The sequence below is a fragment of the Mycobacterium sp. 134 genome (genome assembly GCF_048282715.1).
Classification (GTDB): domain Bacteria; phylum Actinomycetota; class Actinomycetes; order Mycobacteriales; family Mycobacteriaceae; genus Mycobacterium; species Mycobacterium septicum.
This window is the reverse complement of record NZ_JBLVUN010000008.1, coordinates 6676481-6693087: the sequence shown is the minus strand read 5'-3', so window position 1 is coordinate 6693087 and position 16607 is coordinate 6676481. Positions and strand designations below refer to the sequence as shown.

General features: G+C 66.6%; 14 protein-coding genes and 1 pseudogene. 6 read left to right on the top strand and 9 right to left on the bottom strand.

Annotated elements, in window-relative coordinates; all coding sequences use genetic code 11:
- Positions 1–39 precede the first annotated feature (39 nt).
- Positions 40–690, top strand: a complete 651-nt coding sequence (locus tag ACNQVK_RS36745; RefSeq protein WP_044514449.1) for a response regulator transcription factor — start codon at positions 40–42, stop codon at positions 688–690.
- Position 691: 1 nt separating this feature from the next.
- On the top strand, positions 692–1858 hold the full coding sequence (locus ACNQVK_RS36740; protein WP_418033781.1) for a sensor histidine kinase: 1167 nt from the start codon (positions 692–694) through the stop codon (positions 1856–1858).
- 6 nt (positions 1859–1864) lie between these two features.
- On the opposite strand, the pseudogene ACNQVK_RS36735 reads toward ACNQVK_RS36740, so the two are convergent.
- Positions 1865–3483, bottom strand: a pseudogene (locus ACNQVK_RS36735) (LCP family protein).
- Positions 3484–3575: 92 nt separating this feature from the next.
- Between ACNQVK_RS36735 and ACNQVK_RS36730 the strand changes: the two are divergent.
- Positions 3576–4490: an alpha/beta fold hydrolase gene (locus ACNQVK_RS36730; protein WP_418033779.1), complete on the top strand. Its 915-nt coding sequence runs from the start codon at positions 3576–3578 to the stop codon at positions 4488–4490.
- On the opposite strand, the gene ACNQVK_RS36725 is transcribed toward ACNQVK_RS36730, so the two are convergent.
- The 3 genes from ACNQVK_RS36725 to ACNQVK_RS36715 form a co-directional block, all read right to left on the bottom strand.
- A complete protein-coding gene (locus ACNQVK_RS36725; protein WP_418033777.1) occupies positions 4465–5604 on the bottom strand; it encodes an acyl-CoA dehydrogenase family protein in 1140 nt (379 codons plus the stop codon). The two genes, ACNQVK_RS36730 and ACNQVK_RS36725, sit on opposite strands and share 26 nt — an antisense overlap.
- A gap of 232 nt (positions 5605–5836) precedes the next feature.
- Entirely contained in the window at positions 5837–6220 is a 384-nt protein-coding gene (locus tag ACNQVK_RS36720; RefSeq protein ID WP_418033775.1) for a RidA family protein, read from the bottom strand.
- A gap of 14 nt (positions 6221–6234) precedes the next feature.
- A complete protein-coding gene (locus ACNQVK_RS36715) occupies positions 6235–7065 on the bottom strand; it encodes a phytanoyl-CoA dioxygenase family protein (protein WP_418033773.1) in 831 nt (276 codons plus the stop codon).
- An 85-nt stretch (positions 7066–7150) separates the two neighbouring features.
- Here ACNQVK_RS36715 and ACNQVK_RS36710 point away from each other — a divergent pair, with 85 nt between their 5' ends.
- Complete coding sequence (locus tag ACNQVK_RS36710; RefSeq protein WP_418033771.1) at positions 7151–7738, top strand: TetR/AcrR family transcriptional regulator; 588 nt, start codon at positions 7151–7153, stop codon at positions 7736–7738.
- A gap of 69 nt (positions 7739–7807) precedes the next feature.
- Here ACNQVK_RS36710 and pntB read toward each other — a convergent pair whose 3' ends face one another.
- The 4 genes from pntB to ACNQVK_RS36690 form a co-directional block, all read right to left on the bottom strand.
- Complete coding sequence (gene pntB, locus ACNQVK_RS36705) at positions 7808–9247, bottom strand: Re/Si-specific NAD(P)(+) transhydrogenase subunit beta (RefSeq protein WP_418033769.1); 1440 nt, start codon at positions 9245–9247, stop codon at positions 7808–7810.
- A 35-nt stretch (positions 9248–9282) separates the two neighbouring features.
- A complete protein-coding gene (locus ACNQVK_RS36700; RefSeq protein WP_418033767.1) occupies positions 9283–10809 on the bottom strand; it encodes a Re/Si-specific NAD(P)(+) transhydrogenase subunit alpha in 1527 nt (508 codons plus the stop codon).
- Positions 10810–11029: 220 nt separating this feature from the next.
- Complete coding sequence (locus ACNQVK_RS36695; protein ID WP_418033765.1) at positions 11030–12046, bottom strand: magnesium transporter CorA family protein; 1017 nt, start codon at positions 12044–12046, stop codon at positions 11030–11032.
- Positions 12043–12705 carry a helix-turn-helix domain-containing protein gene (locus tag ACNQVK_RS36690; RefSeq protein ID WP_418033764.1) on the bottom strand — a complete coding sequence of 221 codons (663 nt, stop codon included), beginning with the start codon at positions 12703–12705 and terminating at the stop codon, positions 12043–12045. The genes ACNQVK_RS36695 and ACNQVK_RS36690 overlap by 4 nt, the downstream gene beginning before the upstream one ends.
- A 123-nt stretch (positions 12706–12828) precedes the next feature.
- Here ACNQVK_RS36690 and ACNQVK_RS36685 point away from each other — a divergent pair, with 123 nt between their 5' ends.
- Together ACNQVK_RS36685 and ACNQVK_RS36680 are read left to right on the top strand one after the other, a co-directional pair.
- A complete protein-coding gene (locus tag ACNQVK_RS36685) occupies positions 12829–14142 on the top strand; it encodes a cytochrome P450 (RefSeq protein WP_418033762.1) in 1314 nt (437 codons plus the stop codon).
- A 55-nt stretch (positions 14143–14197) separates the two neighbouring features.
- Positions 14198–14812 carry a DUF3159 domain-containing protein gene (locus ACNQVK_RS36680; RefSeq protein ID WP_418033760.1) on the top strand — a complete coding sequence of 205 codons (615 nt, stop codon included), beginning with the start codon at positions 14198–14200 and terminating at the stop codon, positions 14810–14812.
- 13 nt (positions 14813–14825) lie between these two features.
- Here ACNQVK_RS36680 and ACNQVK_RS36675 read toward each other — a convergent pair whose 3' ends face one another.
- Positions 14826–16595, bottom strand: coding sequence for an oleate hydratase (locus tag ACNQVK_RS36675; RefSeq protein WP_418033758.1), 1770 nt, complete (start codon positions 16593–16595; stop codon positions 14826–14828).
- Positions 16596–16607: the final 12 nt, after the last annotated feature.

Sequence of the window (16607 nt, the reverse complement as noted above, 5' to 3'; positions counted from 1 at the left end):
CCGACTCTAAACGCGCTGATCACCGACCCGCGCTGTGCCATGCTGAGCCGCATGGCCGAAAAGGTGCGGGTGGTGGTGGGCGATGACCACCCGATGTTCCGCGAAGGCGTGGTGCGCGCCCTGACCTCCAGCGGCGAGATCGACGTGGTGGCCGAAGCCGACAACGGCGCCGACGCACTGGAATTGATCAGGACCCATCAGCCGCAGGTGGCCCTGCTCGACTACCGGATGCCGCAGCTCGACGGGGCACAGGTGGCCGCCGCGGTGAGCCGCGACGAGCTGCCCACCCGGGTGTTGCTCGTTTCTGCGCACGACGAGTCGGCGATCGTCTACACCGCTTTGCAGCAGGGGGCGGCCGGGTTCCTGTCGAAGGAGTCCACCCGCAGTGAGCTGGTGAACGCCGTGCTGTCGTGTGCCAAGGGTCGCGACGTGCTCGACCCGAACCTGGCGGCCGGGCTGGCCGGGGAGATCCGTCGCCGCAACGAACCCGATGTCCCGGTGCTGAGCCCGCGGGAACGCGAGGTGCTCGACCTGATTGCCAAGGGCCGTTCCATCCCGGCAATGGCCAAGGAACTGTTCCTGGCCCCGTCGACGGTGAAGACCCACGTGCAACGGCTGTACGAGAAGCTCGGTGTGAGTGACCGGGGCGCGGCAGTCGCGGAGGCGATGCGCCGCCGGCTGCTGGACTGACATGGCCAGCGGGCGCGTCGTCGAATTCTTCACCACTCAACCGGTCCGGGTCTCGGCACTGCTGCGGCTGCCGCTGATCGGCCTGATCGTGGTCCTGGTCTCGGTGTGGGATGTCGACCACTGGTTGCCGATCCTGTACGCGGTGATCCTGAGCGTGTACACCGCCGTGGCGGTGCTGTGGCTGGTGGTGGTGTTCCGCGGACCCATGCCGGCGTGGGCCGAGTGGGCCTCCACCGCGGTCGATGTGCTGGTGCTGGTCGCGCTGTGCGCGGTGTCGGGCGGTGCCACCGCGGCGCTGTTGCCGGTGTTCTTCCTGTTGCCCATATCCGTTGCCTTCCAGGATCGTCCGTGGCTGACGGCGCTGCTCGGTGGCAGCACCGCACTGGGCTACCTGGCGGTGTGGATCCTGTACTCCGAGCGTGACGACAACGTCGGTCTGCCGGACATCGTCTACATGCACGTGGGTTTCCTGGCCTGGCTGGCGGTCGCGTCGGCCGCGTTGTCCTTCGTGCTGGCGCGGCGTTCGGCGCGGGTGCGAACGCTGATGGAGGTGCGGCGCCAGCTGGTGTCGGAGTCAACGCGGGCCGACGACCTGCGCAATGCCGAACTGGCCGAACATCTTCACGACGGGCCGCTGCAGGTCCTGCTGGCGGCACGCCTGGAACTCGACGAGATCCGCGAACGTATCCCGGACCCGGGGCTGGACCGGATACATGCCGCCCTGCAGGAGACGGCGGTCGGACTGCGCTCCACGGTGACCGCGCTGCATCCGCAGGTGCTGGCGCAGCTGGGGCTGACCCCGGCCATACAGGAACTGTTGCGCCAGTATGAGACTCGGCCGGACATCACGGTGCGCGCGGACCTGGAGGACGTCGGGCACCCCGAAGGTCAGGCCCTGCTGTACCGCGCCGCGCGCGAGCTGCTGGCCAACATCAACAAACACGCGGGCGCGAGCACCGTCTCGGTCGGCCTCTTCCGGGCCGGGGACCGCGTTGTGCTGACCGTGGCCGACGACGGCAAGGGGTTCGATCCGTCGACGGTGGCCCAGTCCGTCGCCGAGGGGCACATCGGGCTGGCCTCGCTGCAGGTCCGCATCGAGGCGATGGGTGGCTCGATGGCGATCAGTTCCGAACCCGGATACGGCACCCAGGTTCGGGTCACGCTGTAGCGGCGGCTATTTCACGCAGGGAATGCCGGAGACCTTCATCTGGCTCAGGTCGGTCGGCGCCGCGGACTTGGTGCCGGACGCGGTGGCGGCCACGGTGGTCACCGGAGTGCTGGCGGTGGTTTCCTCCGTCGTCTCGCTGGCGGAGTCCCAGGTGGAATCCGATCCGTCCGAGGAACTCGTGGCGGACGAGTCGTCCGATCCGGTCAGGTAGTCGTCGCCGGGGAAGTCCGTACCCAGCGTCAGCTGTACGGTCCCGGGGGCCACCTCGGACGACGGCGTGGCGATGACCTTCAGCTCGTCGGCCAGCGACTGGGCGCCGGCCTCCGCGCCGGTCCCATAGTCGATCGTGGTGACGGCGGCCAGAGATTCGGCGTCGCCGATCTCGCCCGGGGTGAATCCGTTTGCGGAGAAGGTGGTTTCGAGCTGCGCAGCCAGTCCGGAGTAGGTGGAGGCGTTCACCACGTCGAGCACCGCGCCGTGGCCCTCGAGGACATGCGCGGGTGCGGCGGGGGCTTCGGTGGTGCCGCCGGGTTCGGCCACCAGGTCCCGCACGATGGCCCGGATGGTGGGGATGTCGACGATGTTGATGTCCTCGCCCATCGAGTTCTGGCCGAACTCTTTGATGGGCAGCGTGTAGAGGGTGGGTGGCGCACCGGTCAGCGCTGAGGCCCGGCTGGCGAAGCTGGCGAGGTCGAATCCGGAATCCAGCGCGACGTTCTGCTTGGTGACGTTGAGCAGGTCACGCAGCATGGTGGGGCTGGAGAGGGCGCCGCTCTTGCCCAGGGCCGACACCAGCGCGGCGATGAAGGCCTGTTGGCGCCGGGTGCGGTCGAGGTCGGTGAAGTTCTCGTCGTTGATGTCGCGGCGCTGACGCACGAACGCCATGGCTTGCGCGGCGTCGATCTGCTGCACGCCCCGGTGGAAATCGGCGCCGGAGTACGGATCCGATGTGTCGGCGTTGAGGCACACCGTGATCGGCGCCACAGCCTTGGCGATCTGGAAAAACGCTCCGAGAGTGACCTCGACGAAATGGTCGATCGGGATTCCGAGGAGGTTGCGCACCGTGGCGATTTGGGCCCGGCACCGGCCTCACGGGCCTGCTGCTCGTTCGTCGAGGAATCTTCGGACGAGGACTCCAGCGACTCCATCTCGCGCTGATAGGCCCAACCATAGGCCTGCTTGACCTTGCCCTTGCACGGGTCGACATCGCAGCCGGCGAGCTCGACGTAGTCGTCACGGGGGATGGAGAACGCGGTCGGCGGGCCGCCGTTGCCGGGCAGGTGCACCACGATCAGCACGTTGGCGTTGTAGCCGCCGACGGTCTCGTCGCCGGCGTGCAGCGCCTCGTAGATGTCCTGGGGCAGCGGGTTGCCGTGCTGGTCCAGCCGGCTGTCCAGCCCCATGATCAGGATGTTCTCGGTGTCCCCGGACGAGACCGGGCCGCCTTCGAGCGCGTTGGACGTGGTGATGCCGTCCAGCGCGCCGTGGTAGGACACCCACGCGGTGCCCGTCCCGGCCAGCACCGTTGCCGCCATCAGGCCGACGGCTGCGCGCCGGGCGGCGCGTACGCCCCGGCGCGGCATGCGGTGCCGGGGGGCGCTGGCGGCGTGGTTGGGTGCGTTCATGGCACCTGCCATTATGGGGCCGTTCGCTGAGGCTTCGTCCACCGGGGAAAATTGCTGGTCAACACCGACGTCCCGGCATTAGCGTGCGCAGCATGAAATTGCGCATCGCCGTGGGCGTGCTCCTGCTGGCCGTGGTGGCGTTGCTGCTGAACGAGCTGGTGGTGACCAAGGAGGAGCGCAAGGCCGAGCCCTTCGCGGGCGGGCACGTGCTGGAACTGGACGGCCCCGATCTCAACGTGCGGGAGTACGGGCCGCCGGGTGACCGCGCCGTGGTGTTGCTGCACGGGTATTCGGCGTCCATCGAGTGGTGGGAGCGGGTGGCGCCGAAACTGGCCCGCGATCAGCGGGTGATCGCGGTCGATCTGGTCGGCCATGGCGGCTCGGAGGCGCCCGGTGACGGTGCTCCGTACCGTGCGGCCGAGCAGGCCAAGGCGGTGCACAACGCACTGGTGCAACTCGGCGTGCGTCATGCGGCACTGATCGGGCATTCGATGGGCGGAGCGGTCTCCGCCGAACTGGCCCGGCAGTATCCGGATCTGGTGGAGCGTGTGGTGGTGTCCGATACCCCGGCCGCCGACGATCTGGTCACCATGCCGCTGCTCGGAAAGATGGTGTGCTGGCCGGTGATCGGCCCGGCTCTGGACCGGTTCCGGACCGTGGATGCCATCACCGAGAGCTCACTGCAGACCGGGTTCGGCGCGGACTACCCGGTGCCGGACTACGCGCACCGCTCGCTGGAGCGCCTCACCTACGCCGGGGTGTGCGACTCCACCGAGGGCCCGCATCCGGTGGTGGAAACGCTTGCCGCACTGCACAAGCCGGTACTGGTGCTATGGGGTGACCAGGATGTACTGACCCCGACGGCCCCCAACGTCGAGCGCTACACCGAGGCCGGGCTGACGCCCGTGGTGATCAAGGGCTCCGGACACTCGCCAATGGTCGAGCAGCCCGACCAGTTCCTCGCAGCGGTGACCGACTTCGTCAGGACCCCAGGCTCCGCGAGATGACCAGGCGCTGAATCTGGTTGGTGCCCTCGAAGATCTGGGTGATCTTGGCTTCGCGCATGTAGCGCTCGACGCGGAAGTCGCGGGTGTAGCCGACACCGCCGAACACCTGCACGGCGTCGGTGGTGACCTTCATGGCGGCGTCGGTGGCGATCAGCTTGGCGACGCTGGCCTGGGTGGAGTAGGGCAACCCGAGGTCGCGGCGCCGTGCGGCATCCAGATAGGTGGCCCGAGCGCTGACCACGGCGGCGGCCATGTCGGCGAGCAGGAACCCGAGGCCCTGATGGTCGGCGATCTTGCGGCCGAAGGTTGTTCGTTCGTTGGCGTACCGGACGGCTTCGTCCAGGGCGGCCTGGGCGATGCCGACCGCGACGGCGGCGATGCCGAGCCGGCCCGAGTCCAGGGCGGAGAAGGCGATCGAAAGTCCTTGTCCCTCTTGTCCGATCAGCCGGTCGGCGGGCAGGTGGGCGTTGTCGTAGAACGCCGAGGTGGTGGGCACCGCGTGCAGGCCCATCTTCTCTTCGGGCTTGCCGAAGCTCAGCCCCTCCAGATCGCCGGGGACCAGGAAGCAGGAAATGCCCTTGGAGCCTTCGCCGGTGCGGGCGAACAGGGTGTAGAAATCCGCCTTCCCGCCGTGGGTGATCCACGCCTTGGAACCGTTGAGTACGTAGGCGTCGCCGTCACGGGTGGCCTTGCAGTTCAGCGCCGCGGCGTCGGATCCGGCCTGCGGCTCGGACAGGCTGTAGGCACCAATCTGCTCGCCCGAGAGTATGCCGGGCAGCCAGCGCTGCTTCTGCTCCTCGCTGCCATAGGCGAGCAGCGGGTGCGACGACAGGCTGTGCACGCTGACCGCGACGCCGACCGCAGCCCACCGCGCGGCGATCTCCTCCAGTACCTGTAGGTAGACCTCGTACGGTTGGCCCCCGCCACCCCACTCCTCGGGCTGGGGCAGGCTCAACAGCCCTGCCGCGCCGAGCTGGGCGAAGACGCCCTCAGGGTAGGTCTCGGCTTTCTCATGCTGGTCGACGATCGGATCGAGCACTTTGTCGGCGATGTCGCGGGTGAGCTCGATGAGCTCGCGGGCCTCATCAGAAGGGAGTAGGCGGTCCACCGACATAGTTGCATCTCCTAGTTTCTGGTTTATAGGACTGTACCGATGCGCCAGATCTAGGAAGCCGGGCGGTATCTGCGAGGTCGGCATTCCGGCGCCCGGTCGGTATGCCCTGGTGTGCCGCACTGTGACGAATGTGCACCCTTTTGCGGGAAATCCGCCAATTGGCAACGGTTTCCTACACGTTCGTCACAGTGCCCCGAACCAGATAGGGTGGCGCGTCCGGGCCGCGGCCGGATCAACGCATCCGCGCGATGATCTGGATCTCGACCAGCGCGCCCGGCACCGCCAGCTCGGTGACGCCGACCGCGGTCCAGGCCGGGTACGGTGCGGCCACGAACTCGTCCTTGACCTCACCGAACACCTGCACATGCTGTTGCAGGCCGACGTGGTAGCTGGTGATGTCGGTGACGTCGGCGAACGTCAGCCCGGCCTCGGCGAGCAGCCCGCGCAGGTTCTCGAAGGCCTGGGTGAACTGCGCCCGCGGCTCCTCGGCCACGCTCATGTCGGGACGGATCCCGATCATCCCCGAACATCGCAGGTGATCGCCGTCGACGACCGCGGGTGCGAAGTGGTGGGTGTCGTACATCGGCTGCATCCATTGCGGCACAACGATTTTCATACCTGGCTCCTGGTTCAGCGCAGCTGCGCGAAGTACTCGGGATGGTAGGGCTCACCCGGCGTCAGCGATGAGTCGTTGAGTGCACTGACGTCGTGGGCGAAATCCGGCTTCGCGTTGGGCACCGGCCGGTAGAACAGCTGATCGCCGAAGAACCGGAACACCAGGGTATGGCGGTTGGGGCAGTCGGGGGTGACCGGGGCGCCGCCGTGCAGCGAACCGGAGTGGAAAACCAGCGCGTCGCCGGGTTCCAGATCCCAGGAGATGACGTCCCACGATGCCGGGTCCTTCGCGCGGTCGGTCTCGATATCGGGCAGCCGGGGCCAGTCCGAACCCGGCCACAACGGCTTCGTGGGGTCGGCCGGATCGGTGAAAGTCGTGCCGTCGTACTGGGTGCCGGCATGGGACCCCCGGACGAACTCCAGCGCGTTGTGCCGCGGCAACTTCTCGAAGCTGACCCAGATGTTGAGCAGGTGCGGCCCGTTGGCCGGCATGTAGGCGGTGTCCTGGTGCCACGGCGAGCGGCCGGCCTTGCCGCCCTTCTTGATGAACAGCTCCTCGCCGAGGAACCACACATGCTCCGAATCCCACAGGGAGGCGACGAAATCCGTGAGCTCGAGTTCTTTGATCAACCCGAGGTACTGCTCGACGTTCTCCGGGTTCCCGTACTCGTTGAAATGCTCGTCGGGGGTGCCCGGGTATACCCGTTTGGCCCCCGGGCTCGGGTGTTCGATCCCATAGTCGAAACCTTCACGCACCCGGGTGAGCTGTTCGGGGCTGAAGAGACCGCGGACGACGATGGCGCCGTCGGCGGCCAGGTCTCGCTTCATCTGGTCGGTTACCTGCATGATCGCTACCTCATAACAGTTGTGATGTACATAACGAGTGTTATGCTGCTCACGTTCGCGGCTCGTGTCAAGACCTGGAGTGAAGATGACCGTCAGCAGCACCACCGCGTCGACCCGGCGGGGCGAGGTCGTCGACGCGGCCGTCCGGGTCATCGCCAGGGACGGTCTGTCCGCCGCCTCCCTGAGATCGATCGCGCGCGAAATCGGTTACACCACAGGCGTCGTCATGCACTACTTCAAGGACAAGCAGGAGCTTCTGGTGGCCGCCGCGGAAGCGGTGTTCAGCCCCTTCGACCCTCTGCTCGCCGACGCCACACCTGACGGGTTCGAGGGTCTGCGCAGGCTCTGCATCATCCCGCTGCCCACCACCGAGGCCAAGGAAGCGCTCTGGCGCATCTACGCCCAGGCACTGGCCAGCGCCGAATCCGAACCGGCCTTCGCCGAAACCGTCCGCAGCCGGTACAGCGCCATCCGCGTGCGGGTGCAGGCCCTGCTGGCCGAGGGGCAGCACGAGGGATACCTGCGGAAGGATTTCGATCCCGCCGCGCAGTGCGACATCCTCTGCGCCATCATCGACGGCCTGGCCCTGCACGCCATCAGCGAACCGGGCAGATTCCCGCCCGGTCGACTGGAGGCGCTGGTCACCCAGGAGCTCGAGAAGCTTCGAAGCTGACCGACAAGACGCGAATGCCCCCTTCTCCCGAAGGAAAAGGGGGCATTCGCGTCTGCTCGGCAGAGGAACCTAGACGTGCGCCGCGGCCGGCAGCGCCGCGAGGATGTCGTTGACGCGGTCACGGGCGTCGCCGAACAGCATCTGGGTGTTCTCCCGGAAGAACAGCGGGTTCTGCACGCCGGCGTAACCCGAGGCCATGGACCGCTTGAACACGATGACGTGGTCGGCGTTCCAGACCGTGAGCACCGGCATGCCGGCGATCGGGCTGCTCGGATCCTCGGACGCGGCCGGGTTCACCGTGTCGTTGGCGCCGATGACGAGCACGACGGAGGTGCCGTCGAAGTCGTCGTTGATCTCGTCCATCTCGAGCACGATGTCGTAGGGCACCTTGGCCTCGGCCAGCAGCACGTTCATGTGGCCGGGCAGACGGCCGGCGACGGGGTGGATGCCGAAGCGGACGTTGACGCCGCGCTCACGCAGCTTGCGGGTCAGGTCGGCGACACCGTACTGAGCCTGGGCCACGGCCATGCCGTAGCCCGGCGTGATGATCACCGAGTCGGCCTGGCTGAGCAGTTCGGCCGCACCCTCGGCGTTGATCTCGCGGTGCTCGCCGTAGTCCTTGTCCTCGGCGGGCCCGGCCTCGATGCCGAAACCACCGGCGATCACGGAGATGAACGACCGGTTCATCGCCTTGCACATGATGTAGGACAGGTAGGCACCGGAGGAGCCGACTAGGGCGCCGGTGATGATCAGCAGATCGTTGCCGAGCAGGAAGCCGGAGGCGGCCGCGGCCCAACCCGAGTAGCTGTTGAGCATCGACACCACGACGGGCATGTCGCCGCCGCCGATCGAGGCCACCAGGTGCCAGCCGAGCAGCAGCGCGAGCACGGTCACCACGATGAGCAGCCACAGGTGCGGCTCGATGACGAACCACACGGTGAGTGCGGCGAACACGATGAGCGCACCGATGTTGAGGAAGTTCTTGCCGGGCAGCATCAGCGGCGCGGACTTGATGCGGGCCGACAGCTTGAGGTTGGCCACGATCGAGCCGGTGAAGGTGACGGCACCGATGAAGACACCGATGAACACCTCGGCCGAGTGGATGCCGAGCATCTTCTCGCCGACCAGCTTCACGGCTTCCTCGCCGCCGAGGTTGTTCTCGACGTGCAGGTAGCCGTTCCAGCCGACCAGTACCGCGGCCAGACCGACGAAGCTGTGCAGCAGCGCGATCAGTTCGGGCATGCCGGTCATCTCGACGACCTTGGCGCGCCACAGGCCGATCGCGGCGCCGACGATCATCGCGCCGATCAGCAGGGCCAGGCCCAGCGGCTCGATCTTGCGCTCGAACGCCAGGGCGATGGTGGCGATCAGGGCGACCGCCATACCAGTCATGCCGAAAGTGTTTCCGGCCCGCGACGTTTCGTGTTTGGACAGTCCGGCCAGGGCCAGGATGAACAGCAGGGCCGCGACGACGTAGGCGGCCGAGGCAACGTTTTCTAGGGTGAACATGGAATCCGTTCCAAAGTTTCTGGGGTGGGCAGCGTCTAGCTGCGGGAGAACATCGCGAGCATGCGACGCGTCACCGCGAAGCCGCCGAATACGTTGATGCTGGCCAGCAGGATGGCCACGAAGGCCAGCGACGTGATGGCGATGTCGCCGTGGCCGATCTGCAGCAGGGCGCCCACCACGATGATTCCGGAGATCGCGTTGGTCACCGACATCAGCGGGGTGTGCAGCGCGTGGTGCACATTGCCGATCACGTAGTAGCCGATCACGATCGCCAGTGCGAACACGGTCAGGTGGACCTGCAGTGCTGCCGGTGACATCGCGATCAGTGCGAAGATCGCGGCCGCGGCGGCGAAGGTCACCCCGAGCCGACGCCCGGTCGACATCGGCTTCTTCTCTTCCTTGACCACCGGGGCCGCCGCGGCGGGCTGCGCGGCCGGGGCGGCGGAGACCTGCACCGGCGGCGGGGGCCAGGTGGTCTCGCCGTCGCGCACCACGGTCACCGAGCGCTGCACCACGTCGTCCCAGTCGAGGACGACCTTGCCGTCCTTCTCCGGGGTCAGCAGCTTGAGCAGGTTGACCAGGTTGGTGCCGTACAGCTGGGAGGCCTGGGCAGGCAACCGGCCGGCCAGGTCGGTGTAGCCGATGATCGTGACACCGTTGTCGGTGACGATGGCCTGGTCCTTGACGGTGCCCTCGACGTTGCCGCCGTTGGCCGCGGCCATGTCGACGATGACGCTGCCGGCCTTCATCGAGGCGACCATCTCGGCGGTGATGATGCGCGGCGCGGGCCTGCCGGGAATCAGCGCCGTGGTGACGATGATGTCGACGTCCTTGCACTGCTCGGCGTAGAGCTGCGCCTCGCGGGCCTTGTAGTCGTCGTCCATCTCTTTGGCGTAGCCGGTGGCCGATACCTCGGCGGCCTCGTTGGCCACCGACAGGTACTCGCCGCCGAGGGAAGCGACCTGATCGGCGACCTCGGGTCGCGGGTCGGTGGCCCGCACGATCGCGCCGAGGCTGCCTGCGGCGCCGATGGCGGCCAGGCCGGCGACACCGGCACCCACCACGAGCACCTTGGCCGGGGGCACCTTGCCTGCCGCGGTCACCTGACCGGTGAAGAACCGGCCGAAGCTGTGGGCGGCCTCGACCACGGCGCGGTAGCCGGCGATGTTGGCCATCGACGACAACACGTCCAGCGACTGGGCCCGGGAGATACGCGGCACCGCGTCCATCGCCAGCACCGTGATCGGGCGGGTGGACAACTTCTCGACCAGCTCGGGCTTGAGCCCGGGGGAGATCAGGCTGACCAGGGTCGCACCTTCGCGCAGCTTGCCGATCTCGGCATCGTCGGGTGCGTTGACCTTCAGCACGACGTCGGCGTCCCACGCGTTACCGACCTCGGCACCGGCCTCTACATAGGCGGCATCGGAGAAGCTCGAGGCAATACCGGCGCCGCTTTCTACGACTACCTCATAGCCGAGCTTGATAATCTGTCCGACAGTCTGCGGCGTGGCGGCGACGCGCGTTTCACCAGTCAGGGACTCGCGCGGTATCCCGATGATCATCGATTTTCGGTCCGATCTAGTTGGTTGGGCATGGAAGAGTGTCGCATTGCATATGGAATCGGTGAGGACCCCCCATGTGGATAAGCGGTGTGCTCAGGGTGCGGCTTTGTGCCTGACCTGCGCAGATGCTTTGCGGTCAGCCGGAAAGATCACACAAATGGGGGATATCTCCAGGGCCTGGCGATGGCCTTCTTGAGCCGCAGCATGTTCGGCTCGGCCGTCACAGCCAGTCTCGGCGTTTGAACATCACGTACAACAGGATGACCAGCACAACGATCAAAATGCTGCTGGCGATGAACCCCACAGCAGTATTGATCCCGGGGTACAGCACGTTCTGGCCGTAGAAACCCGTGATGGCGGTCGGCACCGCGATGATGGCGGCCCAGCCGCTGAGTTTCTTCATCACCGTGTTGAGCCGGGCGTCCTGCAGGGACAGGTTCGTCTCGAACACCGTGGTGACCATGTCGCGCAGGGATTCGGTCCACTCCGAGGCCCGCAGCACGTGGTCGTACAGGTCGGCATAAAGCGGGTCGAGGTCGGGCGAGGTGGACGAGTCCATCCTGCGGTGCTGGATGGTGCTGACCACCTCGCGCATCGGCAGGACCACCCGGCGCAGTTCGACCAGGTCCTTGCGCAGCTGGAAGGTGCGCCGTTGCAGGCCGCGTCGTGGACCACCGTCGGCGAACAACTCGTCCTCGAGCCCTTCGATGGCGTCGTCGAGCGCCTCGACAGCCTCGAAGTGCCCGTCGACCACAACGTCGAGCAGCGCGTGGACCAGCGACCCGACGCCGTACCGCTGGCCGCCGAGGTCGTCGAAGCGGCGCGACACCTCGCTGATGTCGAACTCGGTGGCTTCACCGTTGTAGCTGGGCAGCCGGACGGTGATCAGGCCTCGCGGCAGGACGAATGCCGAGATGCGGTGTTTGATCAACAGTGACGTGTCGGGTGCCGCGTCGGCTTCCGGCTCCCGGGTGTCCACGGCGTACACGGTGAAGAACGTATGGGTGTGGTACACCGAGGTTTTCGTGCGTTCCTTGGGCGCGACGGCGTCCTCGACCGCCCACATGTTGAGCCCGAGCTCGGTGGCCAGTTCACGAAGTGCCTCGTGGTCGGGGTCGTAGATGTCGGCCCACACCAGGGTGTCGTCGTCGACCAGGCAGTCCGAGATGTCCGTGAACTTGAAGCCGCCGTCGACCGGCTGTCCGTTGCGCCAGATCCGTCCCTGCACCTGCCTCACGAGGCGGCCACCATCGGCAGCAGGTAGGTGCGCACGTAGTCGCGGGTGTCTTCCAGGCTGGTGAGTTTGATGCCGGTGTGCGGAGTGACGATGAACGACAACGTAAGTCGGGTGTGCAGCTCGGCGACGGTGCGGATGTGGCGTTCCTGTGCTGAAGTGGTTTCGGTTGTCCCGTAGAGGTCGGTGCGCAGCTGTGCGGCCGAGTACTCCGTGGCGAAATCGATGATGGCCCCGGCATCGACGGTGAGGCTGGGCAGGATCGTCTCGGGTTCGGTGCGCAGGAGTTTCTTGAGCAGGGCGTGGTCCCGCAGGAAGGTCACTGTGAAGACGGTGCCATAGACGAGTCGGTCTTCCAGGGTTTCGGCGTGGGCCCGGGCCTGCGCGCTGCCCTCGAGGTAGCGGCGCGCCTCGGACAGCACGAGGGCATCGATCAGGGCGTCCTTGGTGGGGAACCGCCGGTAGAGCGTGGCGCGGCCGACACCACTGCGGCGGGCCACGTCCTCCATCGTCGTACGCCGGATTCCGACCAGTTCCGCCTGCTGGAGCGTCGCGGACAGGATCCGGGTGCTGATCGGATCGGGCTCGCGCACGCGGGCCAGCACCGCGGGATCCGGTTCGGCGAGGCGCCGCACGAAGTCCGCTGTTCGCGTGGAAGTCACGAAATTCCTCCTTGCCCGTCCGTCCCGATCGCCGTAGCCTAGCGATCGAGACCAGCGAGACAATGAACGTATCTATGTCTCACCGTCTCACCATAGTTGTCCGGGCCGACGAGGGAGGGCGTTATGAGCATCGGATTGTGGACCCGCTGGATGGCGCTGCATGCCGTACCGAAGGCGTTCATGTCGTTTCAGGGCCGGACGGGCAATCCGATGGGTGCCCTCATCTCCAGCCACGGCAAGGGCATCGACCCGTATCCGCTGATGGAGCGGATCCGTCGACGTGGCCCCCTGGTGAAGACCCCGTTCGTCTGGGTCACCGCCGACCACGAGGTCGCTCGGGAAATCCTGCGGGACAAGCGGTTCGGGGTCACCCCGCCGACCGGGATGGGGATGCCGAAACCGGTTCAGAAGCTGCTGGACCATACCGATCCGAAAGTGGCCAACCCGGTGGAGCCGCCGGCGATGGTCATCGTCGACCCGCCGGCGCACACGCAGTACCGGCAGCTGGTGGCGCAGAGTTTCACCCCGCGCGCGATCGACAAACTCGACGCCAGGGTGGCCGAGGTGACCGCGGAACTCATCGACCGGCTCGCCGGCGCACCCCACCCTGACCTGATCGCGGACTTCGCCGCCGTCCTTCCGGTCGCCATGATCGCCGAGATTCTCGGCCTGTCCGGCGAATCCCATGCACAACTGCTTGAGTGGGGCCACGATGGGGCGCCGCTGCTCGATGTCGGGATCCCGTGGCGGACCTACCGTCGTGGCATCGACGGGATGCGTGGCCTCGACGGATTCCTCACCGACCTGTTCGACAAGGTCCGCTCCGGAGTCGCGGAGGACAACCCGTTCACCAAGATGGCCGCCGACCACACGCTGACCGACCACGAACTTGCCGCCAACGCAGCGCTTCTCATCGGCGCCGGCTTCGAAACCACCGTCAACCTCATCGGCAACGGGATCGTGCTGCTGCAGCAGCACCCCGATCAACTCGCGCTGCTGCGCGACAACCCGGACCTGTGGCCCGCCGCGGTCGAAGAGATCCTGCGCATCGAAAGCCCGGTACAGATGACCGCTCGCACCGCGCAGTGCGACCTCGAGATGGCCGGGCAGCGGCTGCCGGCCGGAACCATGGTCGCGGTGCTGCTGGGTGGCGCCAACCGGGATCCGCGGGTGTTCACCGATCCGACGCGCTTCGACATCACCCGCCCCAACGCCCGTGACCACCTGGCCTTCGCGTCGGGCATCCACGTCTGCCTGGGCGCGGCACTGGCCCGCATCGAAGGCGCCACCGCCCTGCGTGCGCTGTTCGAGGCCTACCCCGACCTGCGGCTGACCGAGACTCCCCGCTCGAGAGGGCTGGTCAATCTGCACGGATTCGTGAAGCTGCCGGCCCTGCTGGGGACCAGGCGCACGGAGTCGGCCGGTCTGTTCTGCTGATCTCGGTACTCTCGGTGGGGACCTGCCAGATCTTGAACGCGAGGCCCACACTCCCATGACGGATTCCCCACTCGACGGACTGATGGCGCGCGTCGGCGGTGTCAGCGGCATGGTCTACTCGGCGCTGCCGGTGACGGTGTACGCGACCGTCTCGGCCCTCTCGGGGCGGGTGCCCGCGATCATCTCCGCGCTGGCGACGGCGGCCGTCGTGCTCGGATGGCAGCTGCTGCGCCGCGAATCGGTCCGGCCCGCGGTGTGGGGATTCGTCGGGGTGGCGGGCTGTGGGCTGCTGGCCCTGGTGACCGGCCAGGCCAAGGACTTCTATCTCCCAGGGATCTGGATGTCCCTGGCCTCGGCCATCGTCATGACCGCCTCGATCTTCGTCAGGCGCCCGCTCGTAGGGGTGATCTGGGCCTGGGCCACCGGCCGCGACAGCACCTGGCGCCAGGTCCCCGGGGTACGGCGGGTCTTCAACATCGTCACCGCGGTCCTGGCAGCCGTGTCCTGGTCGCGCTTCCTGGTGCAGAACTACCTCTACGACACGGGTCAGGACAGCCTGCTCGCGGTGGCGCGATTGGCGATGGGCTGGCCGTTGTTCGTCGTCACCACCACGCTGGTCCTGCTCAGCGCCCGGTATGCGATCCGGGCGCTGGCACGCTCGGCGACCTGAGCGAAGCCCTTCGTCAGCCGTTGCCGGGAATCAATCCGTACTCGGCCAGCAGTTCACCGATCTCGTTGTCGGTGACCTTGCCGATCACGCGCTTGCGGATGATCTCCGGTATGGGCAGGTCGACCTCCTTGCCGTCGCGCAGATGCACCGTCCCGGCGATCAGTTTGCGGACGTCGTAGGTGGAGTTGAACACCTCGGGTACCCCGCGCTCGATACCCAGCAGCTGATAAGCCGCCTCCATCCCGGTACGCACCGAGTACTCGGTGGTGAAGATGCAGTCGCGGGTGGTCTCGGCGAACTGACCGATGAACGCGAAGTTCACCGCGCCCTCCGGGACGACGGCCGGACGATCGCCCGCTTGTCGCGGCATGAAGAACGCCGTCACGTAGGGCATCATCACCGGCACGGTCTTGGCGGCATTGGCGGCCAGTTCGGGGATGTCGGCCTCGGGCACACCAAGGTGGTACAGCCACTCCTGGGTGATCTCCTCGCCGGTGCACTCACTGAGCGTCTTCTTCACGTAATCGCCCGGGGTGTCGACGAACAACCCGTACACCCACACCACGATCTGGTCGGAGGGCTGCTGCTTGAAATGCGGCTGCCGGTTGACGGTCCAGCTCATCAGCCACTTCGAGTCGCGAGCCGTCACGATGCCACCAGTAACCACCTTGCCGGAGAACGGATCCCGCTTGCAGATCTTCTGGATGTACTCGGGGATGCGGTGATCCAGGGTGGTCACCGTCGCCGATTCCCACTTCGTCTCCGGGATGTGGGCGCCGAAGACGTCGGGGCGCCCGAACGACGGATCCTTCGCCGCGATGCGGCGCCACAGATCCCAGGCGGGCGCGGGGCCGGTGTTGAGCTTGGCGGCAGTGTGGTGGTTGCCGTCGTCGGAGTTCTCGGTCAGTGAGCCGATGGTGGTGAGCACCAGGTCGTTCGGGCCGAGGTCGACCCCGCCCTGCTCACCGTCCTTGATCCAGTGGATCCTGGTGGCCTGCTTGCGATCCGCTGTGATGTCGAAGTCGATGTCGGTGACCTCGGTGTCGAAGTGGAAGGTCACCCCCTGCGCCAGGAGCCATTTGTACATCGGCAGCACGAGCGACTCGTACTGGTTGTACTTCGTGAACTTCAGTGCCGACAGATCCGGCAGGCCCTTGATGTGGTGGATGAAGCGGTGGATGTACAGCTTCATCTCCAGCGCGCTGTGCCACTCTTCGAACGCGAACATGGTGCGCCAGTACAACCAGAAGTTGCTCTCCAGGAAGTCTTTACCGAAGACCTCGTTGATGCGCTTGTTCTCCAGCTCTTCGCGGGTCGCGAGGAAAACCTTGACGATGTCCTTCTGCGCCTTGGCGTTGAGCCCGAACTTGTTGTCGGTGTGGGCGTCCTGGCCGCGGTTCTCGGTGGCCCGGCACAGGCTGTAATTGGGGTCGTCCTTGTTGAGCCAGTAGAACTCGTCGAGCACGCTGGCGCCCTCGATCTCGAGCGAGGGAATCGTCCGGAACAGGTCCCACAGGCATTCCATGTGATCTTCCATCTCGCGGCCACCGCGGATCACGAAGCCCTTCTCGGGTTCCTTGATCCCGTCCAGCGCACCGCCGGGCAGCGCCAATCGCTCCAGGATGGTGATCTTGTCGCCCGGAAGTTGACCGTCGCGGATCATGAACACCGCCGACGACATCGACGCCAGACCGGCGCCCACGAACCATGCGGTCTTGTCTTCTACGCCCTCGGGTTTGCGGGGACGTGCAAATGCTTCGTAATTACCACTGCTGTAATACATCTCGCCCACTTT